Source organism: Enterobacter cloacae complex sp. 2024EL-00227, from assembly GCF_043945315.1.
Lineage (GTDB): Bacteria > Pseudomonadota > Gammaproteobacteria > Enterobacterales > Enterobacteriaceae > Enterobacter > Enterobacter roggenkampii.
Map to the genome: position 1 here is coordinate 99,562 of NZ_JBIMQP010000009.1, position 20,619 is coordinate 120,180.

At 57.2% G+C, this 20,619-nt stretch carries 18 protein-coding genes; 5 read left to right on the forward strand and 13 right to left on the reverse strand.

Features of this window, described 5'->3' with window-relative positions; genetic code table 11:
* Positions 1 to 2: 2 nt before the first annotated feature.
* Positions 3 to 437, reverse strand: coding sequence for a DMT family transporter (locus ACHH0Z_RS16565; RefSeq protein ID WP_023292486.1), 435 nt, complete (start codon positions 435 to 437; stop codon positions 3 to 5).
* Positions 438 to 532: 95 nt separating this feature from the next.
* Here ACHH0Z_RS16565 and ACHH0Z_RS16570 point away from each other — a divergent pair, with 95 nt between their 5' ends.
* The gene (locus tag ACHH0Z_RS16570) at positions 533 to 1,495 is read left to right on the forward strand and encodes a LysR family transcriptional regulator (RefSeq protein ID WP_044596386.1); all 963 of its coding nucleotides are present in this window, start codon (positions 533 to 535) and stop codon (positions 1,493 to 1,495) included.
* Here ACHH0Z_RS16570 and ACHH0Z_RS16575 read toward each other — a convergent pair.
* From ACHH0Z_RS16575 to ACHH0Z_RS16590, 4 genes are all read right to left on the reverse strand, one after another.
* Positions 1,470 to 2,498: a methionine synthase gene (locus ACHH0Z_RS16575; protein WP_045410058.1), complete on the reverse strand. Its 1,029-nt coding sequence runs from the start codon at positions 2,496 to 2,498 to the stop codon at positions 1,470 to 1,472. The genes ACHH0Z_RS16570 and ACHH0Z_RS16575 overlap by 26 nt on opposite strands.
* A 23-nt stretch (positions 2,499 to 2,521) precedes the next feature.
* Entirely contained in the window at positions 2,522 to 3,496 is a 975-nt protein-coding gene (locus tag ACHH0Z_RS16580) for a DUF1852 domain-containing protein (RefSeq protein WP_023292484.1), read from the reverse strand.
* A gap of 179 nt (positions 3,497 to 3,675) precedes the next feature.
* Positions 3,676 to 4,167, reverse strand: a complete 492-nt coding sequence (locus ACHH0Z_RS16585; RefSeq protein ID WP_008502317.1) for a type VI secretion system tube protein TssD — start codon at positions 4,165 to 4,167, stop codon at positions 3,676 to 3,678.
* Between the two features lie 253 nt (positions 4,168 to 4,420).
* Positions 4,421 to 4,942 (reverse strand): DUF2778 domain-containing protein, encoded by a 522-nt coding sequence (locus ACHH0Z_RS16590; RefSeq protein ID WP_045410060.1) that lies wholly within the window; start codon positions 4,940 to 4,942, stop codon positions 4,421 to 4,423.
* 267 nt (positions 4,943 to 5,209) lie between these two features.
* Between ACHH0Z_RS16590 and ACHH0Z_RS16595 the strand changes: the two genes are divergently transcribed.
* Positions 5,210 to 5,749, forward strand: a complete 540-nt coding sequence (locus ACHH0Z_RS16595) for a DUF2058 domain-containing protein (protein WP_044596388.1) — start codon at positions 5,210 to 5,212, stop codon at positions 5,747 to 5,749.
* Positions 5,750 to 5,756: 7 nt separating this feature from the next.
* Here the strand turns inward: ACHH0Z_RS16595 and ACHH0Z_RS16600 are convergent, their stop codons facing one another.
* Positions 5,757 to 6,443: an RluA family pseudouridine synthase gene (locus ACHH0Z_RS16600; protein ID WP_045410062.1), complete on the reverse strand. Its 687-nt coding sequence runs from the start codon at positions 6,441 to 6,443 to the stop codon at positions 5,757 to 5,759.
* 90 nt (positions 6,444 to 6,533) lie between these two features.
* Positions 6,534 to 7,139 (reverse strand): FMN-dependent NADH-azoreductase, encoded by a 606-nt coding sequence (azoR, locus tag ACHH0Z_RS16605; RefSeq protein WP_008502313.1) that lies wholly within the window; start codon positions 7,137 to 7,139, stop codon positions 6,534 to 6,536.
* A gap of 205 nt (positions 7,140 to 7,344) precedes the next feature.
* Between azoR and hrpA the strand changes: the two genes are divergently transcribed.
* Positions 7,345 to 11,247, forward strand: a complete 3,903-nt coding sequence (hrpA, locus tag ACHH0Z_RS16610) for an ATP-dependent RNA helicase HrpA (RefSeq protein ID WP_045410064.1) — start codon at positions 7,345 to 7,347, stop codon at positions 11,245 to 11,247.
* An 82-nt stretch (positions 11,248 to 11,329) separates the two neighbouring features.
* Here the strand turns inward: hrpA and ACHH0Z_RS16615 are convergent, their stop codons facing one another.
* The 5 genes from ACHH0Z_RS16615 to ACHH0Z_RS16635 all read right to left on the reverse strand — a co-directional run bounded on the left by ACHH0Z_RS16615 (position 11,330) and on the right by ACHH0Z_RS16635 (position 17,684).
* The gene (locus ACHH0Z_RS16615) at positions 11,330 to 11,989 is read right to left on the reverse strand and encodes an O-methyltransferase (protein ID WP_008502311.1); all 660 of its coding nucleotides are present in this window, start codon (positions 11,987 to 11,989) and stop codon (positions 11,330 to 11,332) included.
* 83 nt (positions 11,990 to 12,072) lie between these two features.
* Complete coding sequence (locus ACHH0Z_RS16620) at positions 12,073 to 13,452, reverse strand: efflux transporter outer membrane subunit (RefSeq protein WP_045410068.1); 1,380 nt, start codon at positions 13,450 to 13,452, stop codon at positions 12,073 to 12,075.
* On the reverse strand, positions 13,449 to 14,531 hold the full coding sequence (locus ACHH0Z_RS16625) for an HlyD family secretion protein (protein ID WP_045410071.1): 1,083 nt from the start codon (positions 14,529 to 14,531) through the stop codon (positions 13,449 to 13,451). Before ACHH0Z_RS16625 ends, ACHH0Z_RS16620 begins: the two co-directional genes overlap by 4 nt.
* A gap of 22 nt (positions 14,532 to 14,553) precedes the next feature.
* Positions 14,554 to 16,206 (reverse strand): MFS transporter, encoded by a 1,653-nt coding sequence (locus ACHH0Z_RS16630; RefSeq protein ID WP_008502308.1) that lies wholly within the window; start codon positions 16,204 to 16,206, stop codon positions 14,554 to 14,556.
* A 158-nt stretch (positions 16,207 to 16,364) separates the two neighbouring features.
* Entirely contained in the window at positions 16,365 to 17,684 is a 1,320-nt protein-coding gene (locus ACHH0Z_RS16635) for an MFS transporter (protein WP_044596393.1), read from the reverse strand.
* Between the two features lie 327 nt (positions 17,685 to 18,011).
* Here ACHH0Z_RS16635 and ACHH0Z_RS16640 point away from each other — a divergent pair, with 327 nt between their 5' ends.
* On the forward strand, positions 18,012 to 18,806 hold the full coding sequence (locus tag ACHH0Z_RS16640; RefSeq protein WP_045410074.1) for a YdcF family protein: 795 nt from the start codon (positions 18,012 to 18,014) through the stop codon (positions 18,804 to 18,806).
* Between the two features lie 48 nt (positions 18,807 to 18,854).
* On the opposite strand, the gene gap is transcribed toward ACHH0Z_RS16640, so the two are convergent.
* A complete protein-coding gene (gene gap / locus ACHH0Z_RS16645; RefSeq protein ID WP_045410076.1) occupies positions 18,855 to 19,856 on the reverse strand; it encodes a type I glyceraldehyde-3-phosphate dehydrogenase in 1,002 nt (333 codons plus the stop codon).
* A 189-nt stretch (positions 19,857 to 20,045) separates the two neighbouring features.
* Between gap and cybB the strand changes: the two genes are divergently transcribed.
* Positions 20,046 to 20,576, forward strand: coding sequence for a cytochrome b561 (gene cybB / locus ACHH0Z_RS16650; RefSeq protein WP_021242559.1), 531 nt, complete (start codon positions 20,046 to 20,048; stop codon positions 20,574 to 20,576).
* Positions 20,577 to 20,619: the final 43 nt, after the last annotated feature.

Here is a 20,619-nt window from a genome sequence, read left to right on the forward strand (position 1 = left end):
GTTTACCCCTTTGCGACCAGTACCAGTGCGGCAATAATAAAAACCAGCGCCACGATGCGTCTTGCGTTTATCTTCCTGTGCGGCGTACCCAGCAGGCCAAAGTGGTCAATGATCAGGCTTTTAAAAACCTGACCTGCCAGAATGCCAATCATCGTCAGCGCGATGCCGATAGTCGGCGTGGCGAGCGTCAGTATGACGACGTAGATCGGACCCAGCACCCCGCCGAGGAGCTGCCAGCCGGGCTGTGCGAAAAACGACGGGCTGTTCCGCGGGCTGAAAAACAGCATCAGCAGAAACGTCAGCGCGGCGCCGACGCCAAAAATGCTGAACGTCGCCCATAAATCCCCGACTTTTCCCCCCAGGGGGCCCAGCAGGCCCGCCTCGACGGAGAGGCCCATCCCGCCAGCAATCACCAGTAAAATCAAAACCAACTGCATTCTTCTTCCTCCGTTTTCAGGCGAAGAAGATTACGTGGGTTGTGCAATGAGAAAAATGCCATAATGGTGTAAACACCTTTGCAGGATATGCATTAATGGTTGACGCCAGCAACATCAACATCCGCGCGCTGCTGATCTTTATCGACGTGTATGAAGCGCAGAACTTCTCCGTCGTGGCGCGGCGGCAGGGGATATCGGCCTCGCAGATATCGCGCGTGATCCACCAGCTCGAGGATGCGCTCGGGCAGCAGCTTTTCTATCGCAATACGCGGGCCGTCATTCCCACGGAAAGCGGTCATCTGTTTATTCGCTACGCCCGGTCGATGGCGGAGAATCTTGAAGAGGCGCGCCGGGAGCTGGACGCGCGTGCGGTGGAGCCGTCCGGTGCGATCCGCATTAACGGACCGGTGTTTTTCGGCCAGAAGCACATAGCCCCAGGACTTCCCGGCCTGTCGGCACGCTATCCTCGCCTGAGCGTAGAGCTGACGCTGACCGATGATTTCATTGACCCCCACCGTGATGCGGCAGATCTTATCTTCCGCATTGGCGTGCTGACGGACTCGTCGTTTCGCGCGCGGGTGTTTGGGCAGCAGGTGTACCATCTGGCCGCGTCGCCAGACTACGTGCGTAAACACGGTGCGCCAGAAGTGCCGGACGATCTGAACCGCCATCATTGCCTGGTGTATCGCGGATCGTCAGGGCCTAACCGCTGGCTGTTGCGCAGGGCGGGCGAGGCGTGGACACACTATCCCGTGACGCCATTGATGACCTCGAATAATGCGGAAGCGTTGCTGGCTGCGGCGCGGGGAGGGATGGGGATTGTGTTGTTTCCGGACTGGCTGGTGAGCGAGCCGCTCCAGCGCGGTGAGCTGATTCCGCTCCTGCCCGCGCTGGAGTGCGCCATCACTACGGAACAACAGGCTATCGCGGCGATCTACCCTGATGCCCGACATCCGCCCCTGAACGTCAGGGCGGTGATTGATTATTACGTCGAGCGATTTGGTACGCCGCTGTACTGGCAGCGTAAGGGGATTACGCGCCAAGCTCCTGGCGGATAATTTCTGCGCCAGCGCTGAGTGCTCTAAGCTTGCCGTTGGCAACCTGACGGGAGAGGGGCGCCATGCCGCAGTTGGTTGACGGGTACAGCTTGTCGGCGTCGACAAACTGCAGCGCTTTTCGCAGCGTATCGGCCACTTCCTCCGGCGTTTCAACCGTGTTGGTTGCCACGTCGATCGCCCCAACCATCACTTTTTTACCGCGGATCAGCTCCAGCAGATCCATCGGCACGCGGGAGTTGTGGCACTCCAGGGAGATGATGTCGATGTTAGAGGTCTGCAGCTTAGGGAAGGCCTCTTCGTACTGGCGCCACTCCGAGCCGAGCGTCTTTTTCCAGTCGGTATTGGCCTTGATGCCGTAGCCGTAGCAGATGTGGACCGCGGTTTCGCACTTCAGCCCTTCAATGGCGCGCTCCAACGCGGCGATGCCCCAGTCATTGACCTCATCAAAAAAGACGTTAAACGCCGGTTCATCGAACTGGATAATGTCCACGCCTGCGGCCTCTAACTCTCGCGCTTCCTGGTTAAGGATTTTGGCAAATTCCCAGGCCAGCTTTTCGCGGCTTTTATAGTGCGCGTCATACAGGGTGTCGATCATAGTCATCGGCCCCGGCAGGGCCCATTTGATCGGCTTGTCCGTGAGCTGGCGCAGGTACTTTGCATCGTCGACGAAGACCGGTTTCTGGCGCGCAACCGCGGAAACCACGGTCGGCACGCTGGCGTCATAGCGGTTACGAATGCGCACCGTCTGGCGGTTCTCAAAATCGACGCCGCTCAGGTGTTCAATAAAGGTGGTGACGAAGTGCTGGCGGGTCTGTTCCCCGTCGCTGACGATATCGATTCCCGCGCGGATCTGCTCATCCAGAGACAGGCGCAGCGCATCCTGCTTGCCTGCCAGCAGTTCCTGACCCTGTAACTTCCACGGTGACCAGAGCGTCTCAGGTTGCGCAAGCCAGGTCGGCTTTGGCAGGCTGCCAGCCGTTGAAGTCGGGAGCAATGTTTTCATAATAAAAGACCTTTTTTAATGTATTAAAGCGTGTAGTTATCAGACCACTGCTCAAGAATGTGTTTGTAAGGCTTAATAAAGTACTCTTCGGTAAACCGACCCTGTTCAATCGCCAGGCGGCTTCGCTCTTCCCGGTCATACACAATTTTGGTTAAGGAGTGATCCTGCTGGTTCAGATCCGGTCGGTAGCACAGCCCCGCCGCCGAGTTGGCGTTATAAATTTCCGGGCGATAGATCTTCTGGAACGTCTCCATCGTGCTGATGGTGGCGATCAGTTCGAGGTCGGTGTAATCACTCAGCAAATCCCCGGTAAAGAAGAACGCGAACGGCGCCACGCTGTGTTCCGGCATGAAGTAGCGCACGCTCAGGCCCATCTTCGCGAAGTACTGCTCCGTAAGCGATTCGCCATCCGGCTGGTACTCAACGCCCAGCACGGGGTGCTGGTTACCGGTGCGGCGATAGGTATCTTTGCTGGAGACGCTCAGGCAAATCACCGGTCCTTTTGTGAAGTTCTCTTTGTATTCCGGTGAACTCACAAAATGGCGGAAGATATTGCCGTGCAGTTCGCCAAATTTTTCCGGAATGCTGAAGTGCTGCTGGTTCTTGTTGTGCTCCAGCAGCAGCACGCTGAAATCATAATCCCGCACGTAAGACGAGAAGTTATTCCCGACGATCCCAGGGATACGCTGGTTGTTTTTCTTGTCGACAATGGTGGTTTGCAGAATCTCAATGGCCGGGAACGGCTTTTCCGCGCCAATATTCAAATCGACAGAGATGATTTCAAGTTCAACCGCATAGCGATCGGCGTTTGGGTTATCCCAGCGCGCTAAGGCGTTAAAGCGGTTGTTGATCATCACCAGCGTATTGCGCAGGTTTTCCTGACGCTTTTCTCCGCGCGCCAGGTTGGCGAAGTTGGTGGTCGTACGCGTATTTTCTGACGGGTTGTAATTCTCATCGAAGCAACTGCGCTTAAGGGTATATGTGAAAGCTTTGCTCATTGTGGTTATGCATCCTAAGTTCATGTTGCTAAGAAGTTACCAATGCATAATTTATGCCTGAGCCCGTGGCGCAGGGGAAGTGACTTAATTTCAATGCAACATGAGGGAAGTTCATGAACAGGATTGCGCACAGCCTGGAGAGGAAAGTGAGAGAGTAAGGGGCATCGCGCCCCTTAGCGTTATGCTGTAGGGCGTTCGTTCCAGGCGTCACTGTGCATTATGTTCCCGTCGACGATGCGCCAGGTAATTTTTTCGTACTGCAGACTTACGCTTTCAACATGGTTCATTTTATCGTTGGCAGCGATTTTCACGTTCGGCACGCTGCAGTTAACACCCGTAACCTTTACGTTCTCCATTAGTACGGTGTAATAACAGACTTCCTGTCCGGCATCATTAATATGATAGAACTTAATTTCAGCGCTTTTGAGTGCCTGACCGGTAGATGCTGCTTTGTAAAGGTAGGGCGTGGCGCTATCAACTTCCTTTTCAATCCGCATAGATGAGTGTTGACGCGTGCCGGTGATCTTGCCGTTAGCGCTGTCTACCGGGAGGTTAAGGCCATGACTCAGTCCTATGATCTCAATGCTACCTTCACGATCCTGAACATCTACAGAACCTTTAATATGTGCTCCACCGTCGTCTTTTAGCCACATATAGGGAGGAATAGGCATTCTTTATTTCCTTATTTTATTGAGTAGTAGCGTTGTTAAGCGGTAAATAACCGTAGCGAGGGTCAGTACGATTAAAATATCGATATTGGTATATGTGTCGTATAGTGTTTCAGCATTCACATCACCATAAATAAAATCACATAGAGATGAGACCACGTCATGATCAAGATAGCGTTCAGCGGGTCCCAATGTGCGGCCTACTAAAATGCTGATGCAAAGAAACCAGACCGTTTTGAACAGCCTGATGCCCCATTTAAGGGCACTCGTTGGTATATCCACTTTCACTCACCTCAACCCAACCGCGTGCCATCAGTGACCGCATACAGGGAACCTGAATAAGCTCTGTACTCATGAGAGCATTCCGGATCAGTGCGTAATCAGAATTATGGGCAATCGTGATACATCCTTCAGATACCGTACCCGGATGCAGCCGAAACAAACCCCGATAGACGTTATCAATCCAGGTACCATCATCGATTCCCCAGTCATCCTTGTACAAAGCAAACCACTCATCGCGGCCAAATTCTGCACCGGACCTGACCTTATTCCACCGATCCTGAACCTTCGCTTTTAAACCTGAAAAGAAACCTCCAGTCCCTCTGTCAACAATCCAGTATTTACCTGGGGGAATTGGACCCGACCCTTTAACTGCACCACAAAATCCGTTGTTTCTGTAAATTCCCTGCCCGGAATGCGCCATAAACACGCCAACGCCGTACAGGTTAAAAGGCGCATAGTCAGCACCATTTAGCAGCATCGTTCCTTTTAAGGCCATCTTTTCTCCGCATCCTTTTATTAAGAGAAAGCCAGCCTACGCCTGACGTGACCATAGATATTCAACCCACATCATATTTATGAACGGCTCATTTTTTTTAAGAAAATGACCTGACAATTTTTAATCACGCTTTCTCGTTAACCTTAGTAAATGCTGAATGAATAATGAACCAGACTCAGCTAACAAAACGCCATGCCTGCTTCTCTGGCACACGCTCCGCAATTCCCGCTATAATCCCCAAAATTTCCAACCGGTTTAGAAATAATCATGACAAAACTCACCTTACAAGAGCAGATGCTGAAAGCGGGCCTCGTCAGCAGCAAGAAAGCGGCGAAAGTGCAGCGCACGGCAAAGAAATCACGCGTTCAGGCGCGTGAGGCTCGGGAAGCGGTAGAAGAGAACAAGAAGGCGCAGATCGAGCGTGACAAGCTGCTGAGCGAGCAGCAGAAGCAGGCCGTGCTGGCGAAAGAGTTTAAGGCGCAGGTGAAGCAGCTGATCGAGATGAACCGCATCACCGTCTCAAGGGGCAACATTACCTTTAACTTCACCGACGGTAATGTGATCAAGAAAATTGAGGTGGACAAGCAAACCCAGGCTCAGCTGATCAACGGCCGTCTGGCGATTGCCCGCTTGGTCATCAACGCCAGCGGCGACTGCGAATACGCGATTATCCCGGCGGTAGTGGCCGATAAAATTGCCCAGCGCGATGCCGACAGCATCGTGTTAAACAGCGCGCTCAGCCAGGAAGAGCAGGACGAAGACGATCCGTACGCGGACTTCAAAATCCCTGACGATTTGATGTGGTAAACCACATTCAGAACGGGGCGGCGTGGCGGGCGTTAACCGGCTCGCCGCTCGCGGGATGAATAAAATTCAGCTCGCAGGCATGCAGCATCAGCCGGGGCGCTTCCTCAGCACCCGGCACGTCAAGACCGCCATACAGATCGCAGCCCAGAATCGGGTGTCCCAGCTGCTGGCAGTGAATACGCAGCTGATGGGTTCGCCCGGTCTCCGGGATCAGTTTCACTCGCGTTAACGGTAATCCCGCCCCCTGATAAAACCGTTCCACAACCTGGTAGCGGGAGCGGGCGGGTTTACCGGTGATGGCGCAGATCGACATCAGCGGAAACAGCGCCGGGTCTTTGGCAATCGGCGCATCAATAACCCCTTCATCATTTTCCACGTGGCCGCAAAGCAGGGCGCTGTAGACTTTCTCCACGCTGCGCTGGCTAAACTGCTGGCACAGTGCCGCGTTAATGGCCTTATTGCGCGCAACCACCATCAGCCCGGACGTGCCAAAATCCAGACGGTGCACCAGCGTGCAGCCCGGGAACGTCTGAACCAGACGATAGTGGACGGAATCAAGGTTTTGCGGATTTTTGCCCGAGAGGCTGAGCAGGCCGGAAGGCTTGTCGATCAGCAGCAGATGTTCATCCTGCCAGAGGATCTGAATGTCATCGTGACACGGTGGGGCAATAAAAGAATCAATGATCGCAGACATCAGGCCGCCCGGCTGGAGAGTGGGAGCGGATGATAGCGAAATGCGGGAGAAAAGAAAAACCCTCCCACCGGGCGGTGAGAGGGTGAAGTCTTACGCGGCTACCAGGCTGTCGATGGCGGCTTTTGCGTCGGTCTGCGCTTTGGTCGCCACTTCCGGACCGTAAGCGATGCCTTCCGCGAACACGAAGTTCACGTCAGTGATGCCGATGAAGCCCAGGAACAGGCTCAGGTACGGCGCAACCAGGTCGGTTGGGGTATCTTTATGGATACCGCCGCGGCTGGTCAGTACGATCGCACGCTTGCCTTTTACCAGACCTTCAGGGCCGTTCTCGGTGTAACGGAAGGTTACGCCAGCACGCGCCACCAGGTCGAAGTAGTTCTTCAGCTGGGTTGGGATGTTGAAGTTGTACATTGGGGCGTTGATGACGATAACGTCATGCGCCTGCAGCTCAGCAATCAGCTCGTCGGACAGGGCCAGCGCTTCCTGCTGACGCGGGCTCAGCGGTGCATCGCTTGGGCGCAGCGCGCCAACCAGCTCGCCATCAAGCACAGGAATGGGGTTTGCAGCCAGGTCACGCACGGTGATTTCGTCAGCAGAATGCTGTTCACGCCACTGTTCAACGAAGTAATCAGACAGCTGACCAGACTGAGAGTACCCTGCCAGAATGCTGGATTTCAAAACTAATACTTTGCTCATGGGTGATTCCTGTTGTTGCATTTGATTGAAGGGGGTTGCCCCGTTGCTTGTTGACACTCTATTCACAATCCTGCCACAGAGATAGCGCAATATATCGAAGCCTATGTTCGAATTTTTTGAATAAGGCACGAAAGGCGTCAGTGTGGTACTCTATAGCAATCATTAAAAAGAGAGTTTATCAGGGCGTGTACTGCCCTTTAACGCTATGACAGAACAACAAAAATTCACCTTCCCGATGCTCCTGCAACAGCTCGATTCTCTGACGCTGCGTGATAAACAGCGCTTCGCCCGCCGTCTGCACGGCGTCAAGAAGGTTAAAAATCCTGATGCTCAACAGGCCATTTACCAGGAGATGGCGAAAGAGATTGAACAGGCGGCAGGGAAGGTTGTGCTGCGCGAAGCTGCGCGCCCGGCGATTACCTACCCGGAAAACCTGCCCGTCAGCCAGAAGAAACAGGACATTCTTGAGGCCGTACGCGACCACCAGGTGGTGATTGTCGCGGGTGAAACCGGTTCGGGGAAAACCACCCAGCTGCCGAAAATCTGTATGGAGCTGGGCCGCGGGATCAAAGGCCTGATTGGCCACACCCAGCCGCGTCGTCTGGCGGCGCGCACCGTCGCCAACCGTATTGCCGAAGAGCTGCAAACGGAGCCGGGTGGCTGCATTGGTTATAAGGTGCGATTCAGCGACCACGTGAGTGATAACACCATGGTCAAGCTGATGACCGACGGTATTCTGCTGGCGGAAATCCAGCAGGATCGCCTGCTGATGCAGTACGACACCATCATCATTGACGAAGCGCACGAGCGCAGCCTGAACATCGACTTCCTGCTCGGCTACCTGAAAGAGCTGCTGCCGCGTCGCCCGGATCTGAAAGTGATCATCACCTCCGCGACCATCGACCCGGAACGCTTCTCGAAGCACTTCAACAATGCGCCGATTATTGAAGTGTCGGGACGCACGTATCCCGTGGAAGTGCGCTATCGCCCGATTGTGGAAGAGGCGGATGATACCGAGCGCGACCAGCTGCAGGCCATTTTTGATGCCGTTGACGAGCTGGGTAACGAAAGCGCGGGGGATATCCTGATCTTCATGAGCGGCGAACGCGAAATCCGCGATACCGCCGATGCGCTCAGCAAGCGCGACCTGCGCCACACGGAGATCCTGCCGCTGTATGCCCGCCTGTCCAACAGCGAACAGAACCGCGTCTTCCAGCCGCACAGCGGACGCCGCATCGTCCTGGCGACCAACGTGGCGGAAACCTCGCTCACCGTGCCGGGCATTAAATACGTGATCGACCCGGGCACGGCGCGCATCAGCCGCTACAGCTACCGCACCAAGGTCCAGCGGCTGCCGATTGAGCCCGTTTCGCAGGCGTCTGCTAACCAGCGTAAGGGCCGCTGCGGCCGCGTGTCGGAAGGGATCTGCATTCGTCTCTATTCCGAAGACGATTTCCTGTCGCGCCCGGAGTTTACCGACCCGGAAATTCTGCGCACCAACCTGGCGTCCGTTATCCTGCAGATGACCGCCCTGGGGCTGGGCGACATCGCGGCGTTTCCGTTCGTCGAAGCGCCGGATAAACGCAACATTCAGGACGGCGTGCGTCTGCTGGAAGAGCTCGGGGCGATTACCACCGACGAGCAGGCGACGGTTTATAAGCTGACGCCGCTGGGCCGCCAGCTCAGCCAGCTCCCGGTCGACCCGCGCCTGGCGCGTATGGTGCTGGAAGCGCAAAAGCACGGCTGCGTGCGCGAGGCGATGATCATTACCTCGGCGCTCTCCATTCAGGATCCGCGCGAGCGTCCGATGGACAAACAGCAGGCCTCGGACGAAAAGCACCGTCGCTTCCACGACAAAGAGTCCGATTTCCTCGCCTTCGTGAACCTGTGGAACTACCTCGGCGAGCAGCAGAAGGCGCTCTCTTCGAACCAGTTCCGCCGCCAGTGCCGGGTGGATTTCCTCAACTACCTGCGCGTGCGCGAGTGGCAGGATATCTATACCCAGCTTCGCCAGGTGGTGAAAGAGCTGGGCATTCCGGTGAACAGCGAACCGGCGGAGTACCGCGAAATTCATATCGCGCTGCTGACCGGCCTGCTGTCCCACATTGGGATGAAGGACGCCGAGAAGCAGGAGTATACCGGCGCGCGCAACGCCCGTTTCGCCATCTTCCCGGGTTCTGGCCTGTTCAAGAAGCCGCCGAAATGGACCATGGTTGCCGAGCTGGTGGAAACCAGCCGCCTGTGGGGACGCATTGCCGCCCGTATCGATCCGGAATGGGTGGAGCCGGTGGCGCAACATCTGCTTAAGCGCTCGTACAGTGAACCGCACTGGGAGCGCGCGCAGGGTGCGGTGATGGCGACCGAAAAAGTGACCGTTTACGGCCTGCCGGTGGTCGCCGCGCGCAAGGTCAACTACAGCCAGATCGATCCGGCGCTCAGCCGCGAGCTGTTTATCCGTCACGCGCTGGTGGAGGGAGACTGGCAGACGCGCCATGCCTTCTTCCGAGAAAACCTGAAGCTGCGCGCGGAAGTGGAGGAACTTGAGCACAAGTCCCGCCGCCGCGACATTCTGGTGGATGATGAAGCGCTGTTCGAGTTTTATGACCAGCGCATCAGCCACGACGTCATCTCCGCTCGCCATTTCGACAGCTGGTGGAAGAAGGCCAGCAAAGAGACGCCGGACCTGCTCAACTTTGAAAAGAGCATGCTGATTAAAGAGGGCGCGGAGTCGGTCAGCAAGCTCGACTACCCGAACTTCTGGCATCAGGGCAACCTCAAGCTGCGGCTGACCTATCAGTTTGAGCCGGGGGCCGACGCGGATGGCGTGACCGTCCACATTCCGCTGCCGCTGTTAAACCAGGTCGACGAGAGCGGGTTCGAGTGGCAAATCCCCGGCCTGCGCCGCGAGCTGGTGATTGCGCTGATCAAATCCCTGCCGAAACCGGTGCGCCGCAACTTTGTGCCTGCGCCGAACTATGCGGAAGCGTTTTTGGGCCGCGTCACGCCGCTGGAGCTGCCGCTGCTGGACGCGCTGGAGCGCGAGTTCCGCCGCATGACCGGCACCACCATCGACCGCGACGACTGGAACTGGGATCAGGTGCCCGATCACCTGAAAATCACCTTCCGCGTGGTGGACGATAAAAACAAAAAACTGCTGGAAGGGCGTTCCCTGAGCGAGCTGAAAGAGGCGCTGAAAGGCAAAGTCCAGGAGACGCTCTCTGCGGTGGCGGACGACGGCATCGAGCAGAGCGGGCTGCACATCTGGAGCTTTGGCCAGCTTCCGGAAAGCTACGAGCAGAAGCGCGGCAACTATAAGGTGAAAGCCTGGCCTGCGCTGGTGGACGAGCGCGACAGCGTGGCGATCAAACTGTTTGATAACCCGCAGGAACAGCAGCAGATGATGTGGCGCGGGCTGCGTCGCCTGCTGCTGCTCAACATCCCGTCGCCGATCAAGTATCTGCACGAGAAGCTGCCGAACAAGGCCAAGCTGGGGCTCTACTTTAACCCGTACGGCAAGGTGCTGGATCTGATTGACGACTGCATCTCCTGCGGCGTGGACAAACTGATCCACGAGGCGGGCGGCCCGGTCTGGACGGAAGAGAGCTTTGCTCAGCTTCACGAGAAGGTGCGTGCGGAGCTGAACGACACCGTGGTGGAGATTGCCAAACAGGTCGAGCAGATCCTCACCACCGTGTTCAATATCAACAAGCGTCTGAAAGGGCGCGTGGATATGACCATGGCGCTGGGTCTGTCGGACGTGAAGGCGCAGATGGCGGGGCTGGTTTACCGCGGCTTTGTCACCGGCAACGGCTTCAACCGTCTCGGCGATACGCTGCGCTATCTGCAGGCGATTGAAAAACGGCTGGAGAAAATGGCTATCGACCCGCACCGCGATCGCGCGCAGATGCTGAAAGTGGAGAGCGTGCAGCAGGCGTGGCAGCAGTGGCTGAACAAGCTGCCGCCAGCGCGCCGCGACGATGAAGACGTGCAGGCGATCCGCTGGATGATCGAGGAGCTGCGCGTCAGCTTCTTTGCCCAGCAGCTCGGTACGCCGTATCCGATTTCGGATAAGCGTATTTTGCAGGCGATGGAGCAGATTTCAGGTTAAACCCTTGCCCGGTGGCGCTGCGCTTACCGGGCCAACGAGTGCGAAATGTAGGTCGGGTAAGGCAAAGCCGCCACCCGGCTGGTTATCGTTCTACAATCGCCAGCGTAAACCCATCCCATCCCTTAATCCCCACCGTTTGCAGCGCGGTGGCGGTTAAGCGCGGGTTATCGCCCATCATTTCAATAAAACGCCGCACGCCCAGCACGCGCGCGTCGTCGCTTTGGCCGTTAATGACTTCGCCATCACGGACCACGTTATCGCCGATAATCACCGTACCGGGGCGGGAGTAGTGCAGCGCCCATTCCAGATAGCCGGGATTGTTCGGCTTATCGGCATCAATAAAGATCAGGTCGAACGGCGGAACCTCGCCGAAATTCTCCAGCGAGCTCAGCGCCGGGCCTTCAATTAATTCAATGCGTTCGTTTAACCCCGCAAGCTGAATATTCTCGCGCGCAACGCGGGCATGCGTGGGATCGGCCTCAAGCGTAATCAGCTTACCGTCCGGCGGCAGCGCGCGCGCCATCCAGATTGAGCTGTAGGCACCCAGCGTCCCGATCTCAAGAATGCGTCTTGCCTGCGTCATGCGCACGAACAGCGCCAGCAGCTGCCCCTGATTAGCCGCGACATCATGTTCAGGCAGCCCGGCGCGTTTGTTGTTTTCCAGCACCTGATTCAGTACGTCATCGTCAGGAATAAGTGACGAAATCATGAAATTATCAACTGCAGACCACTGTTGTTGCATAGATTGTCTCCTGAGGGGGAATCGCCGGGTGGCGGCTGCGCCTTACCCGGCCTACGTGACGAAATCCAGGCCGTTAAGCGCCTTCAGACATTGACCCAGCCGCCGCCCAGCGCTCTGTACAAATCAATCTGCGCCAGCAGCAGGTTATTTTTCACCTGCACGACGCTGGTCTGGACCGAGAACAGCGTGCGCTGCGCGTCCAGCACGTCAAGATAGGAGGAATAACCGTTGCGATAGCGATTCTGCGCAATGCGCAGCGTCTCCTGGGCCACATCCTGCTGGGCAAGCAGCTCCGTCAGCTGTTCCTGATAGCGACTTATCGCATCAAGGCTGTTGTTCACTTCGGCAAATGCGTTACGCACGGTTTTTTCATAGGCGTACAGCGCCTGGTTACGCTGGGACTGAGAAATATCCACCTGCGCATTCAGCGCCTGGCGGTTCAGCAGCGGGGCGAGAATACTGCCTCCGACGCTCCAGAGCTGAAGCGGGTTGTCCAGCAGGCCGGAAAGGGTGCGATCCTGAACCGATCCTGTCGCGGTCAGGTTGATCGACGGCAGCAGGCTGGCGCGCGAGGCCGCGAGCGAGGCATCCGCCGCCACCAGCTGGCGTTCGGCCTGGACGATATCCGGGCGGCGGTTCAGCAGCGTAGAAGGCAGCTGCGACGGCAGCGTTAGCGGCGTCAGTGCTGCAAAGCTTTCACTGCGCGCCACGTCGCCCGGGTTGCTTCCCAGCAGCAGGCTGAGGGCATTCTCCTGCTGTGCAATCTGGTGCTGCAGCACGGGCACCTGCGCCCGCGTTGAGCGAAGTTCGGAATCCGACTGCATCAGCTCCAGGCGCGAGCTGTAGCCCGTCTCAAACTGACGCTTCGCAAGGTTAAACGCCTCTTCGCGCGATTTCAGCGTGGACTCGGTCACCCGCAGCTGCTCGTCAAGCGAGAGCAGGGTGACATACCCGGATGCCACAGACGAGGCGACGGTCAAATCCGCGGCCGCGGCGGCGGCTTTTTGCGCCGCCAGCGAGGCTTCGGCAGCGCGAGAGGTGCTGCGGTTGACGCCCCAGATATCCACGTCATAGCTCGCCGTCAGGCTCCCTTTGTACACTGTGCCGTAAACCGGCAGCCCGGTCGCCGCGGATTGTGAACGGGCGCGCGTCCCGGTTACGCCCGCGTCGAGGGAGGGAAACAGGCTGCCGTCGGCCGCATAGACCCGCGCCTGATACTCGTTTATCCGTTCGCGGGCGATCAGCACGTCGCTGTTGTGCTGTAGCGCCTGATCCACATAGCGGTTCAGGTGGTTGTCATGGAAATTACGCCACCAGAGCTGCTCCGCCGGGCTGGCAGGGCCGGAGACGGTGCGCCACTGGGTGGGGATGTGCAGCGTCGGCTGCGCCGGTTTGACGTCAACGGACTGGCATCCGGCCAGCATGACCGCCGCCACCAGCGCGGCTATCGGGCGAAGGATCATTGCTTCGCCTCCCGCGTATCAATGGTCACCTGCACCGACATACCCGGACGCAGCAGCGCGGAATCTTCTGGCTTACCGAGCACCTCAATACGCACCGGAATACGCTGGGCAATTTTGACAAAGTTCCCGGTGGCATTATCCGGCGTGATGGCGCTAAACTCCACGCCGGTCGCCGGGGAGATGCTCTCCACGCGGCCCTGATACGCTTTGTTGTTCAGGGCATCGACGGTGAACTTCACCGGCTGGCCGACGCGCAGCTCCGCGAGCTGGGTCTCTTTAATGTTGGCGATGACCCAGTGCTGCGGCGGCACCAGGGTGGTGAGATGGGTTCCGGCGGTCACGTAGGCCCCGAGACGCACGGCGATCTGGCCGAGCTGGCCGTCACGCGGCGCCACAATGCGGGTGTTTTGCAGGTCAATCTCCGCCAGCTCCAGCGCTGCTTTGGCGTTTTCAACATCCGCTTCCAGCGCACCGCGATTGACAATCACCGTCTGCAGATCCTGACGCGACATCTCAAGGGCGGCTTTCGCCTGGTCGATGTCGGCGCTGCCCTGGGCGGCACTGGCCAGCGCGGCGTCGCGCTCGCGAATGGAAAGCGAGCCGTCCGCCGTCAGCTCTTTCACCCGTTTTAAATCCGCCTGGCTTTTCAGGCTCTGGGCGCGGGCATTTTTCAGCGCGGCGTCATTTTTTGCGATTGTTGCTTCGGCGCTTTTACGCTGCTGCAGGTTGTTATTCAGGGCGGCAATTTTCATCGCCAGCTGCGCCTCTGCCTGATGCACCCGCTGACGATAGATACGGTCATCGATCTGCAGCAGCAGGTCGCCTTTTTTCACCTGCACAAAGTCCTGAACCTTCACCTCGGTGATATAGCCGTTCACCTGCGGGCTGATAAACGTCGTCTGGCCGCGCACGTAGGCGTTATCGGTAAACTGCGCGTGACGGGTGAATGGCGGCAGTTGCCACGCATAAAGGATCACCAGCACGCCGACAATACCGATGGCGGCGGCGGTGAAAACGGAAACAATGCGCACATTTTTGCGGGTGTTGGCCTGCTCTTTGGCGGCATCCTGCTGACTCATAAACTCTCCAGAACTCTTTCAATTATTTGTTGCCGGTGGCGTTCTTCAGCGCCAGACGGGCAGTGATGCGCAGGCGCAGCAAGCGCCATAAAATCCAGACCAGCGTGGCGGCAGCGATGCTCGCCGTCAGCAGATAAGTATCGTTATAAGCCAGAATATTCGCCTCCAGCGCGGTGACCGTTTGCAGCTGCGTTATCGCCTGGGTGCCCAGCAGCGCGCTGTCGCCAATCAGGCTTTTGTACATTTGGGTATAAAGCTGAATTCGCTCGTTGACCAGTGGGTTGAGCGTGGTGAGCTGGTCCGCCAGCAGGCTGGAGTGGTATTTCTCGCGCCAGGTCTGGAAGGTGCCGAGGATCGCGGAGCCCAGCAGGCCGCCGAGGTTCTGGCTCATGCCAAACATCACCGAGAAGCTGACCAGGTTACGCGGGTCGGCGATCACCCCGCCAATGGCGGCCAGCATAGCGGGCGCCAGGAAGAAGGCGCTGCCGAAGCCCAGCAGGAACTGGCTTACCATCAGCTGATCCGGACGGGTCAGGTTGTTGGACTGGCTGTCCAGCAGCGAGGCAACAATCATCAGCGCCAGAGAGGTAATGATTGGCCACGCCAGTTTCGTCGGCTTGATGGTGAGACAGCTGGTGACAATCCCGCAGACGATCCCGGCGAAAATGGACCACGCCAGATGCGTCATCTGCTCGTTCTGTAAGCCCACGTACTGCAGCCAGCCGATGACGCCGGTGTTTTGCTCGGCCAGCACGATACGGATCAGCAGCATAATCAGCCCCAGGCGGACGATGCTGCCGCTCGACAGCCAGCGGGTGTTCAGCAGCGGGTTGCTGCGGTTATGTTCAAAGACGATGGCTGCGACAATCAGCACCAGCGATAGCGCCAGCGACCAGCCGATCCACGGCGCTTCGAACCACCAGTCAAGGCGGCCCAGAGAGAGGACGGCACAGAGCAGGGCCATCCCGGGGGCCAGTAAAAAGAAGGTGATAAAGTCCTTCTTCTCAAAGACCTTGCGCCGGTCGCCCGGCGGTAGTTTTAAGGCGATGACGCAGGCCAGGGAGATCAGCGCCAGTCCCAGCTCGAAGAAATAAAGCCCGCGCCACTCGTCCAGCTGCAGCAGCTCGGTTGAAAACAGGCGCGCCAGCGGGATGGCGAGTGATGAACCGGTGATGCCGATGGTCAGCGCCTTCAGGCGGTGCTTCGCAGGCCAGGCCTGGATCTGATAGTAAATCCCCAGCGAGCTAAGCGCGGCGGCCACCATGCCGTGCGCGGCGCGCACCATCAGCGCCGAGCTGAGGTCGTTCACGAACAGGTGGAAAAAGGTCACCAGCACGTACAGCACCAGAAAACCTTCCGTAAAGGCGCGCAAACCGTACTGCTGGCGGAATTTCACCAGCAGCAGGTTGATGGAGATGTTGGTCATCACATAAACCGCGGGCAGCCAGGCGATTTCGGTCGACCAGGCCCCGAAGGTCCCCTGCAAATTTTGCAGGTTGGCGGTTACCACCGCATTCCCCAGCGCTCCCGTCAGGCAGACCAGCAGGCCCACGACGCCATAGGCAATGCGTTTTGGCGTACTGTGTTCGGGCGTGGAGGGCGAACCCAGCAGGGCGGGTTTCTCATGTGGCTGCCACTCGCGAGGAGCATAAGGGTCGCGTTCGGGCAGGCGCATAACGTCGTTTACCTTAGAAATGATTGAATAATTAGCGGGCTAGCGATTCTACGACTCCCGCAAATGATAATTCAAGTGAATATGATTTACGCATGTTAATCAAATGGTGAAGGGAAATTTAAGGAAAAAGAGCGGCCCGCAGGACGGGCCGGGAAGGGTCAGAGACGTTCGGGCTGCGCCTGGATGAGAGTGGCGCGCTTAACGCGGCTGGCGCAGAAAATCGCGATTAAAGAAATGGTCACCGTGACGGCAAGATACCAGGCCACCGGCACCCAGTCGCCGTCGTATTTTGCCAGCAGGCCGGTGGCAATCAGCGGCGCGGTACCGCCAGCCAGCGCGGCACCCAGCTGATAGCCGAGCGTAATGCCGGTGTAGCGCACGTTTGCGCTAAAGATTTCAGAGCACAGCGTGCCGAGTACCGCCGTGACAGGGGCCCACAACACGCCAAAGGCGATGACCGTCGCGAGCACGATACCCCACGTGGTGCCGGTATTGAGCAGCATAAACCACGGTACGATAAACAGGCCCAGCACGAAGACGCTGATTGCGTACATGCGCTGACGGCCTACCTTATCGGAGAGCAGCCCCATTAGCGGGATCATAATGGTCGCCACCAGGGCTCCCAGCGTCACGGCTTCCAGCGCCTGCGATTTCTGATACGTCAGCGTGCTGGTGGCATAGCTCACCACGAAGGTCGAGAAGATGTAGAACGGCGCGGTTTCAACCACCTTCAAACCGGCGGCAATCAACACTTCACGCCAGTGATGTTTCAGCGTATCGCGCAGGGGAGCCTTCGCTACCTGACCGGACGCTTTGACTCGCTGAAAATCGGGCGTTTCGTCAATATCTTTGCGGATCCACAGGCCGAGCAACACCAGCACCGAGCTCAGCAGGAACGGGATGCGCCAGCCCCAGGAGAGAAAATCCTCCTCGCTGAACAGGGTCATCAGCGACACGATAAAGGTTGCCATCAGCATGCCGATGGTGACGCCCGCCTGCGGAATACTGCCGAAGAAGCCTTTACGTTTTTCTGGCGCGTATTCATAGGCCAGCAGCAGCGCGCCGCCCCATTCACCGCCGATGCCCATCCCCTGAATGATGCGCATCAGGATCAGCAGCGCAGGCGCCCAGAGGCCAATCATCTCATACGTGGGCAGCAGGCCAATCATAACGGTTGCACCTCCCATCAAAGAGAGGGTCAGCACGAGGGTTTTTTTCCGTCCGATGCGGTCGCCGATGTGGGCGAAAAGTACCCCACCAATGGGGCGAATAAAGAAGGTTAATGAGAAAGAGAGATAAGAGAGGATGAGTCCGATCACCGGATCGACCATCGGGAAAAAGATCTTATTGAAGACCAGCGCGGCCGCCGTACCGTAGAGAAAATAGTCAAACCATTCAATGGCGCTCCCGGTAAGGCTTGCGATTAACACCTTTTTATTTTTACGTAACACCGTCGTCGTACTTTCATGTTCTGTCATGACCTGAAACCCCGCCACGTTGATGATGAGAGAGGTGTCACCTGGCGCGCTTCAGGTGCAACCTGTGTTGATAAAAAAGGTTGTGAAATTGTTAAGCAACTTAGGGTTGGATGTTGTCTTTGGCAAGCGCAGGGGGGATAAAACTGGTCAGATCACGGCGAAATAAGCAGCGTTGGGTGCTTTTTCATGACGCCTGCACAATACAATGTTTTGTAGGGCTGGAAATCAAAAGCATAATAGGCAGGTGCAACCCGATGATTTTTGGATGTTTCTGGTTATTTCAGAAAAATGATAAATTCGGCGCTTCAACAACGTGAGGAGTTCACCATGGTTCAGCCCCATTTTCCCGTTCTGGCGGATGCCACGCTGGCGGCCTTCAATACTGTCGGTGAATGGCTGGCGCAGGACGACCTGAGCGCGACCCGTCCGAGCCCGGAAGTCGATGCGGTGATTCTGGCCGGAAACGCGGTGATCCCCACCATTGACGCGGCCTGCCGTATTGCCGCCCAGAGAGATGTACCGCTTCTGATCAGCGGCGGTATCGGGCATTCGACCCCCTTTTTATATGCTGCCATCGGCAGCCATCCGCGTTATCACACCGTACCGGTCACAGGGCGGGCCGAAGCGAGCATTCTTGCCGACATTGCGCGGGCGTTCTGGCAGATCCCCGAGGCGCGTCTGTGGGTTGAGGATCGCTCCACCAACTGCGGTGAAAACGCGCGCTTTAGCTGGAACATGCTGAAACAGCATCATCGAACGACCGGGCGGGTGCTGGTGGTGCAGGATCCGACGATGCAGCGCCGCACGATGGCGACGTTTGCCCGCGTGTGTCGTGATGAGCCCGATTCACCGCAGTGGATAAGCCATCCCGGGTTTACGCCGACGCTGCAAAACGGTAACGAGGGCGTGGAATTCAGCGAGGGCCACACCGGGCTGTGGCCCGTTGACCGTTACCTTTCACTGGTTATGGGGGAGCTGCCGCGCCTGTATGATGACGCCAACGGCTATGGCCCGGCCGGGCGGGATTATATTGCTCACGTTGAATTCCCCGAGGCCGTCACCGCCGCGTGGAAACAGCTGCAGCAGGATCCTGTCCTGAAGGGCGCACGTAAAATAATTTAGGCACGGAACGATCCCCTCGCCCCATTGGGGAGAGGGTGAGGGGGAAAATCACAGCGCCGCAAACTTATCTAGCGTCCGCACCAGCTGCGTCACAAACCCATACTCGTTGTCATACCAGGCAACGGCTTTCACCAGCTGAAGGTCTCCCGCTTCTGACACCTCCGTCTGCGTGGCGTCAAACACCGAACCATAATGCGAGCCAATCACATCTGACGACACAATCTCTTCATCGGTATACCCGAACGATTTATTGCCCTGAGTGGCCTTTTTCAGCGCGGCGTTAATCTCCTCAACGGTCACTTTCTTGCCCAGAATGGCCACCAGTTCGGTAACGGAGCCCGTTTTAACCGGCACGCGCTGGGCGTGGCCTTTCAGTTTGCCGCTGAGCGCAGGGATCACCAGACCGATGGCCTTTGCGGCGCCGGTGGTGTGCGGAATGATATTCTCTGCCGCCGCCCGGGAGGCGCGAAGATCTTTCCCGCGCGGGCCATCCACCAGCGCCTGGGTACCGGTATAGGCATGAATGGTGGTCATGGTGCCCACCTTAATTTCAAACGCGTCGTTCAGGGCTTTTGCCAGCGGGGCGAGGCAGTTAGTGGTGCAGGAGGCGACGGAAATAATGGTATCACTGGCGTCAATGGTCTCGTCGTTCACGCTGTAGACGATGGTTTTCATGTCCCCCGCGGGCGCAGAGATCAGCACCTTCTTCGCGCCCGCCTCCAGGTGCGCCCGTGATTTCTCTTCAGACGTATAAAAGCCGGTGCACTCCACGACGATATCCACGCCCGCGGTTTTCCACGGAATGTGCTTTGCCTCTTTTTCGGCATAGACCGCGATGGTTTTACCGTCAACGATCAGCGCATCCTCGGTGAAATCCACGCTCCACGGGAAGCCACCGTAGTTGGAATCGTGCCTGAGCAGGTAGGCCAGCACTTTTGGAGAGGTGAGGTCGTTGATGGCGACGACGGTATTACTGTCCTGGGTTTCAAGAAGGCGGCGCAGAACAAGACGTCCGATGCGTCCAAATCCGTTAATGCCAATTTTACTCATGGTGTTCTCCTGTAAACGTGTCGATGTGACAGTTTGAACTCATCCAGGCTTAGACCATCACGGGCAGGGCGGCAATTGAAGATGCTTCATGCGGGAGGATGTATTTGAAAAACCATACAGAAAAGTTAATGAATTTTTAAGGAAAGGAGATTATGTTGGCGCGGTAACTGTTTTTAATCGAGAAATCACATGCGCACTAAATATACAAGCCTGCAAATCGGCATCCACTGGCTGGTGTTTCTGTTAATCATCGTCGCCTACTGCGCCATGGAGTTCAGAGGTTTCTTCCCGCGCACCGCGCGCCCGACGATCAACATGATCCACGTCTCATGCGGGATCAGTATCCTGGTGCTGATGGTGACGCGTCTGCTGGTTCGCCTGAAATTCCGTGCACCACCGATTCAACCGAAGCCAAAAGCGATGGTGACGGGGATGTCTCATCTGGGGCATCTGGTGGTGTATCTGCTGTTTATTGCGCTGCCGCTGATTGGCATTGTGATGATGTATAACCGGGGCAGCGACTGGTTTGCTTTTGGCCTGGCGATGCCGCATGCGGCGGAGTCCAATTTTGACCTGGTAGATATGCTGAAAGAGTGGCACGAGACGCTGGCAAATCTGGGCTATTTTGTGATTGGCCTGCACGCCGCGGCGGCGCTGATGCACCACTATTTCTGGAAAGATAATACCCTTCTGCGCATGATGCCGAAAAAGCGTTCGTAGTCTTCTCGCCCGGCGGCGCTTCGCTTGCACGGGCCTACAAACG

Coding starts and splice junctions, on each gene's coding strand:
- ACHH0Z_RS16565 (WP_023292486.1), bottom strand. CDS start 437: ATGCAGTTGGTTTTGATTTTACTGGTGATTGCTGGCGGGATGGGCCTC.
- ACHH0Z_RS16570 (WP_044596386.1), top strand. CDS start 533: ATGGTTGACGCCAGCAACATCAACATCCGCGCGCTGCTGATCTTTATC.
- ACHH0Z_RS16575 (WP_045410058.1), bottom strand. CDS start 2,498: ATGAAAACATTGCTCCCGACTTCAACGGCTGGCAGCCTGCCAAAGCCG.
- ACHH0Z_RS16580 (WP_023292484.1), bottom strand. CDS start 3,496: ATGAGCAAAGCTTTCACATATACCCTTAAGCGCAGTTGCTTCGATGAG.
- ACHH0Z_RS16585 (WP_008502317.1), bottom strand. CDS start 4,167: ATGCCTATTCCTCCCTATATGTGGCTAAAAGACGACGGTGGAGCACAT.
- ACHH0Z_RS16590 (WP_045410060.1), bottom strand. CDS start 4,942: ATGGCCTTAAAAGGAACGATGCTGCTAAATGGTGCTGACTATGCGCCT.
- ACHH0Z_RS16595 (WP_044596388.1), top strand. CDS start 5,210: ATGACAAAACTCACCTTACAAGAGCAGATGCTGAAAGCGGGCCTCGTC.
- ACHH0Z_RS16600 (WP_045410062.1), bottom strand. CDS start 6,443: ATGTCTGCGATCATTGATTCTTTTATTGCCCCACCGTGTCACGATGAC.
- azoR (WP_008502313.1), bottom strand. CDS start 7,139: ATGAGCAAAGTATTAGTTTTGAAATCCAGCATTCTGGCAGGGTACTCT.
- hrpA (WP_045410064.1), top strand. CDS start 7,345: ATGACAGAACAACAAAAATTCACCTTCCCGATGCTCCTGCAACAGCTC.
- ACHH0Z_RS16615 (WP_008502311.1), bottom strand. CDS start 11,989: ATGCAACAACAGTGGTCTGCAGTTGATAATTTCATGATTTCGTCACTT.
- ACHH0Z_RS16620 (WP_045410068.1), bottom strand. CDS start 13,452: ATGATCCTTCGCCCGATAGCCGCGCTGGTGGCGGCGGTCATGCTGGCC.
- ACHH0Z_RS16625 (WP_045410071.1), bottom strand. CDS start 14,531: ATGAGTCAGCAGGATGCCGCCAAAGAGCAGGCCAACACCCGCAAAAAT.
- ACHH0Z_RS16630 (WP_008502308.1), bottom strand. CDS start 16,206: ATGCGCCTGCCCGAACGCGACCCTTATGCTCCTCGCGAGTGGCAGCCA.
- ACHH0Z_RS16635 (WP_044596393.1), bottom strand. CDS start 17,684: ATGACAGAACATGAAAGTACGACGACGGTGTTACGTAAAAATAAAAAG.
- ACHH0Z_RS16640 (WP_045410074.1), top strand. CDS start 18,012: ATGGTTCAGCCCCATTTTCCCGTTCTGGCGGATGCCACGCTGGCGGCC.
- gap (WP_045410076.1), bottom strand. CDS start 19,856: ATGAGTAAAATTGGCATTAACGGATTTGGACGCATCGGACGTCTTGTT.
- cybB (WP_021242559.1), top strand. CDS start 20,046: ATGCGCACTAAATATACAAGCCTGCAAATCGGCATCCACTGGCTGGTG.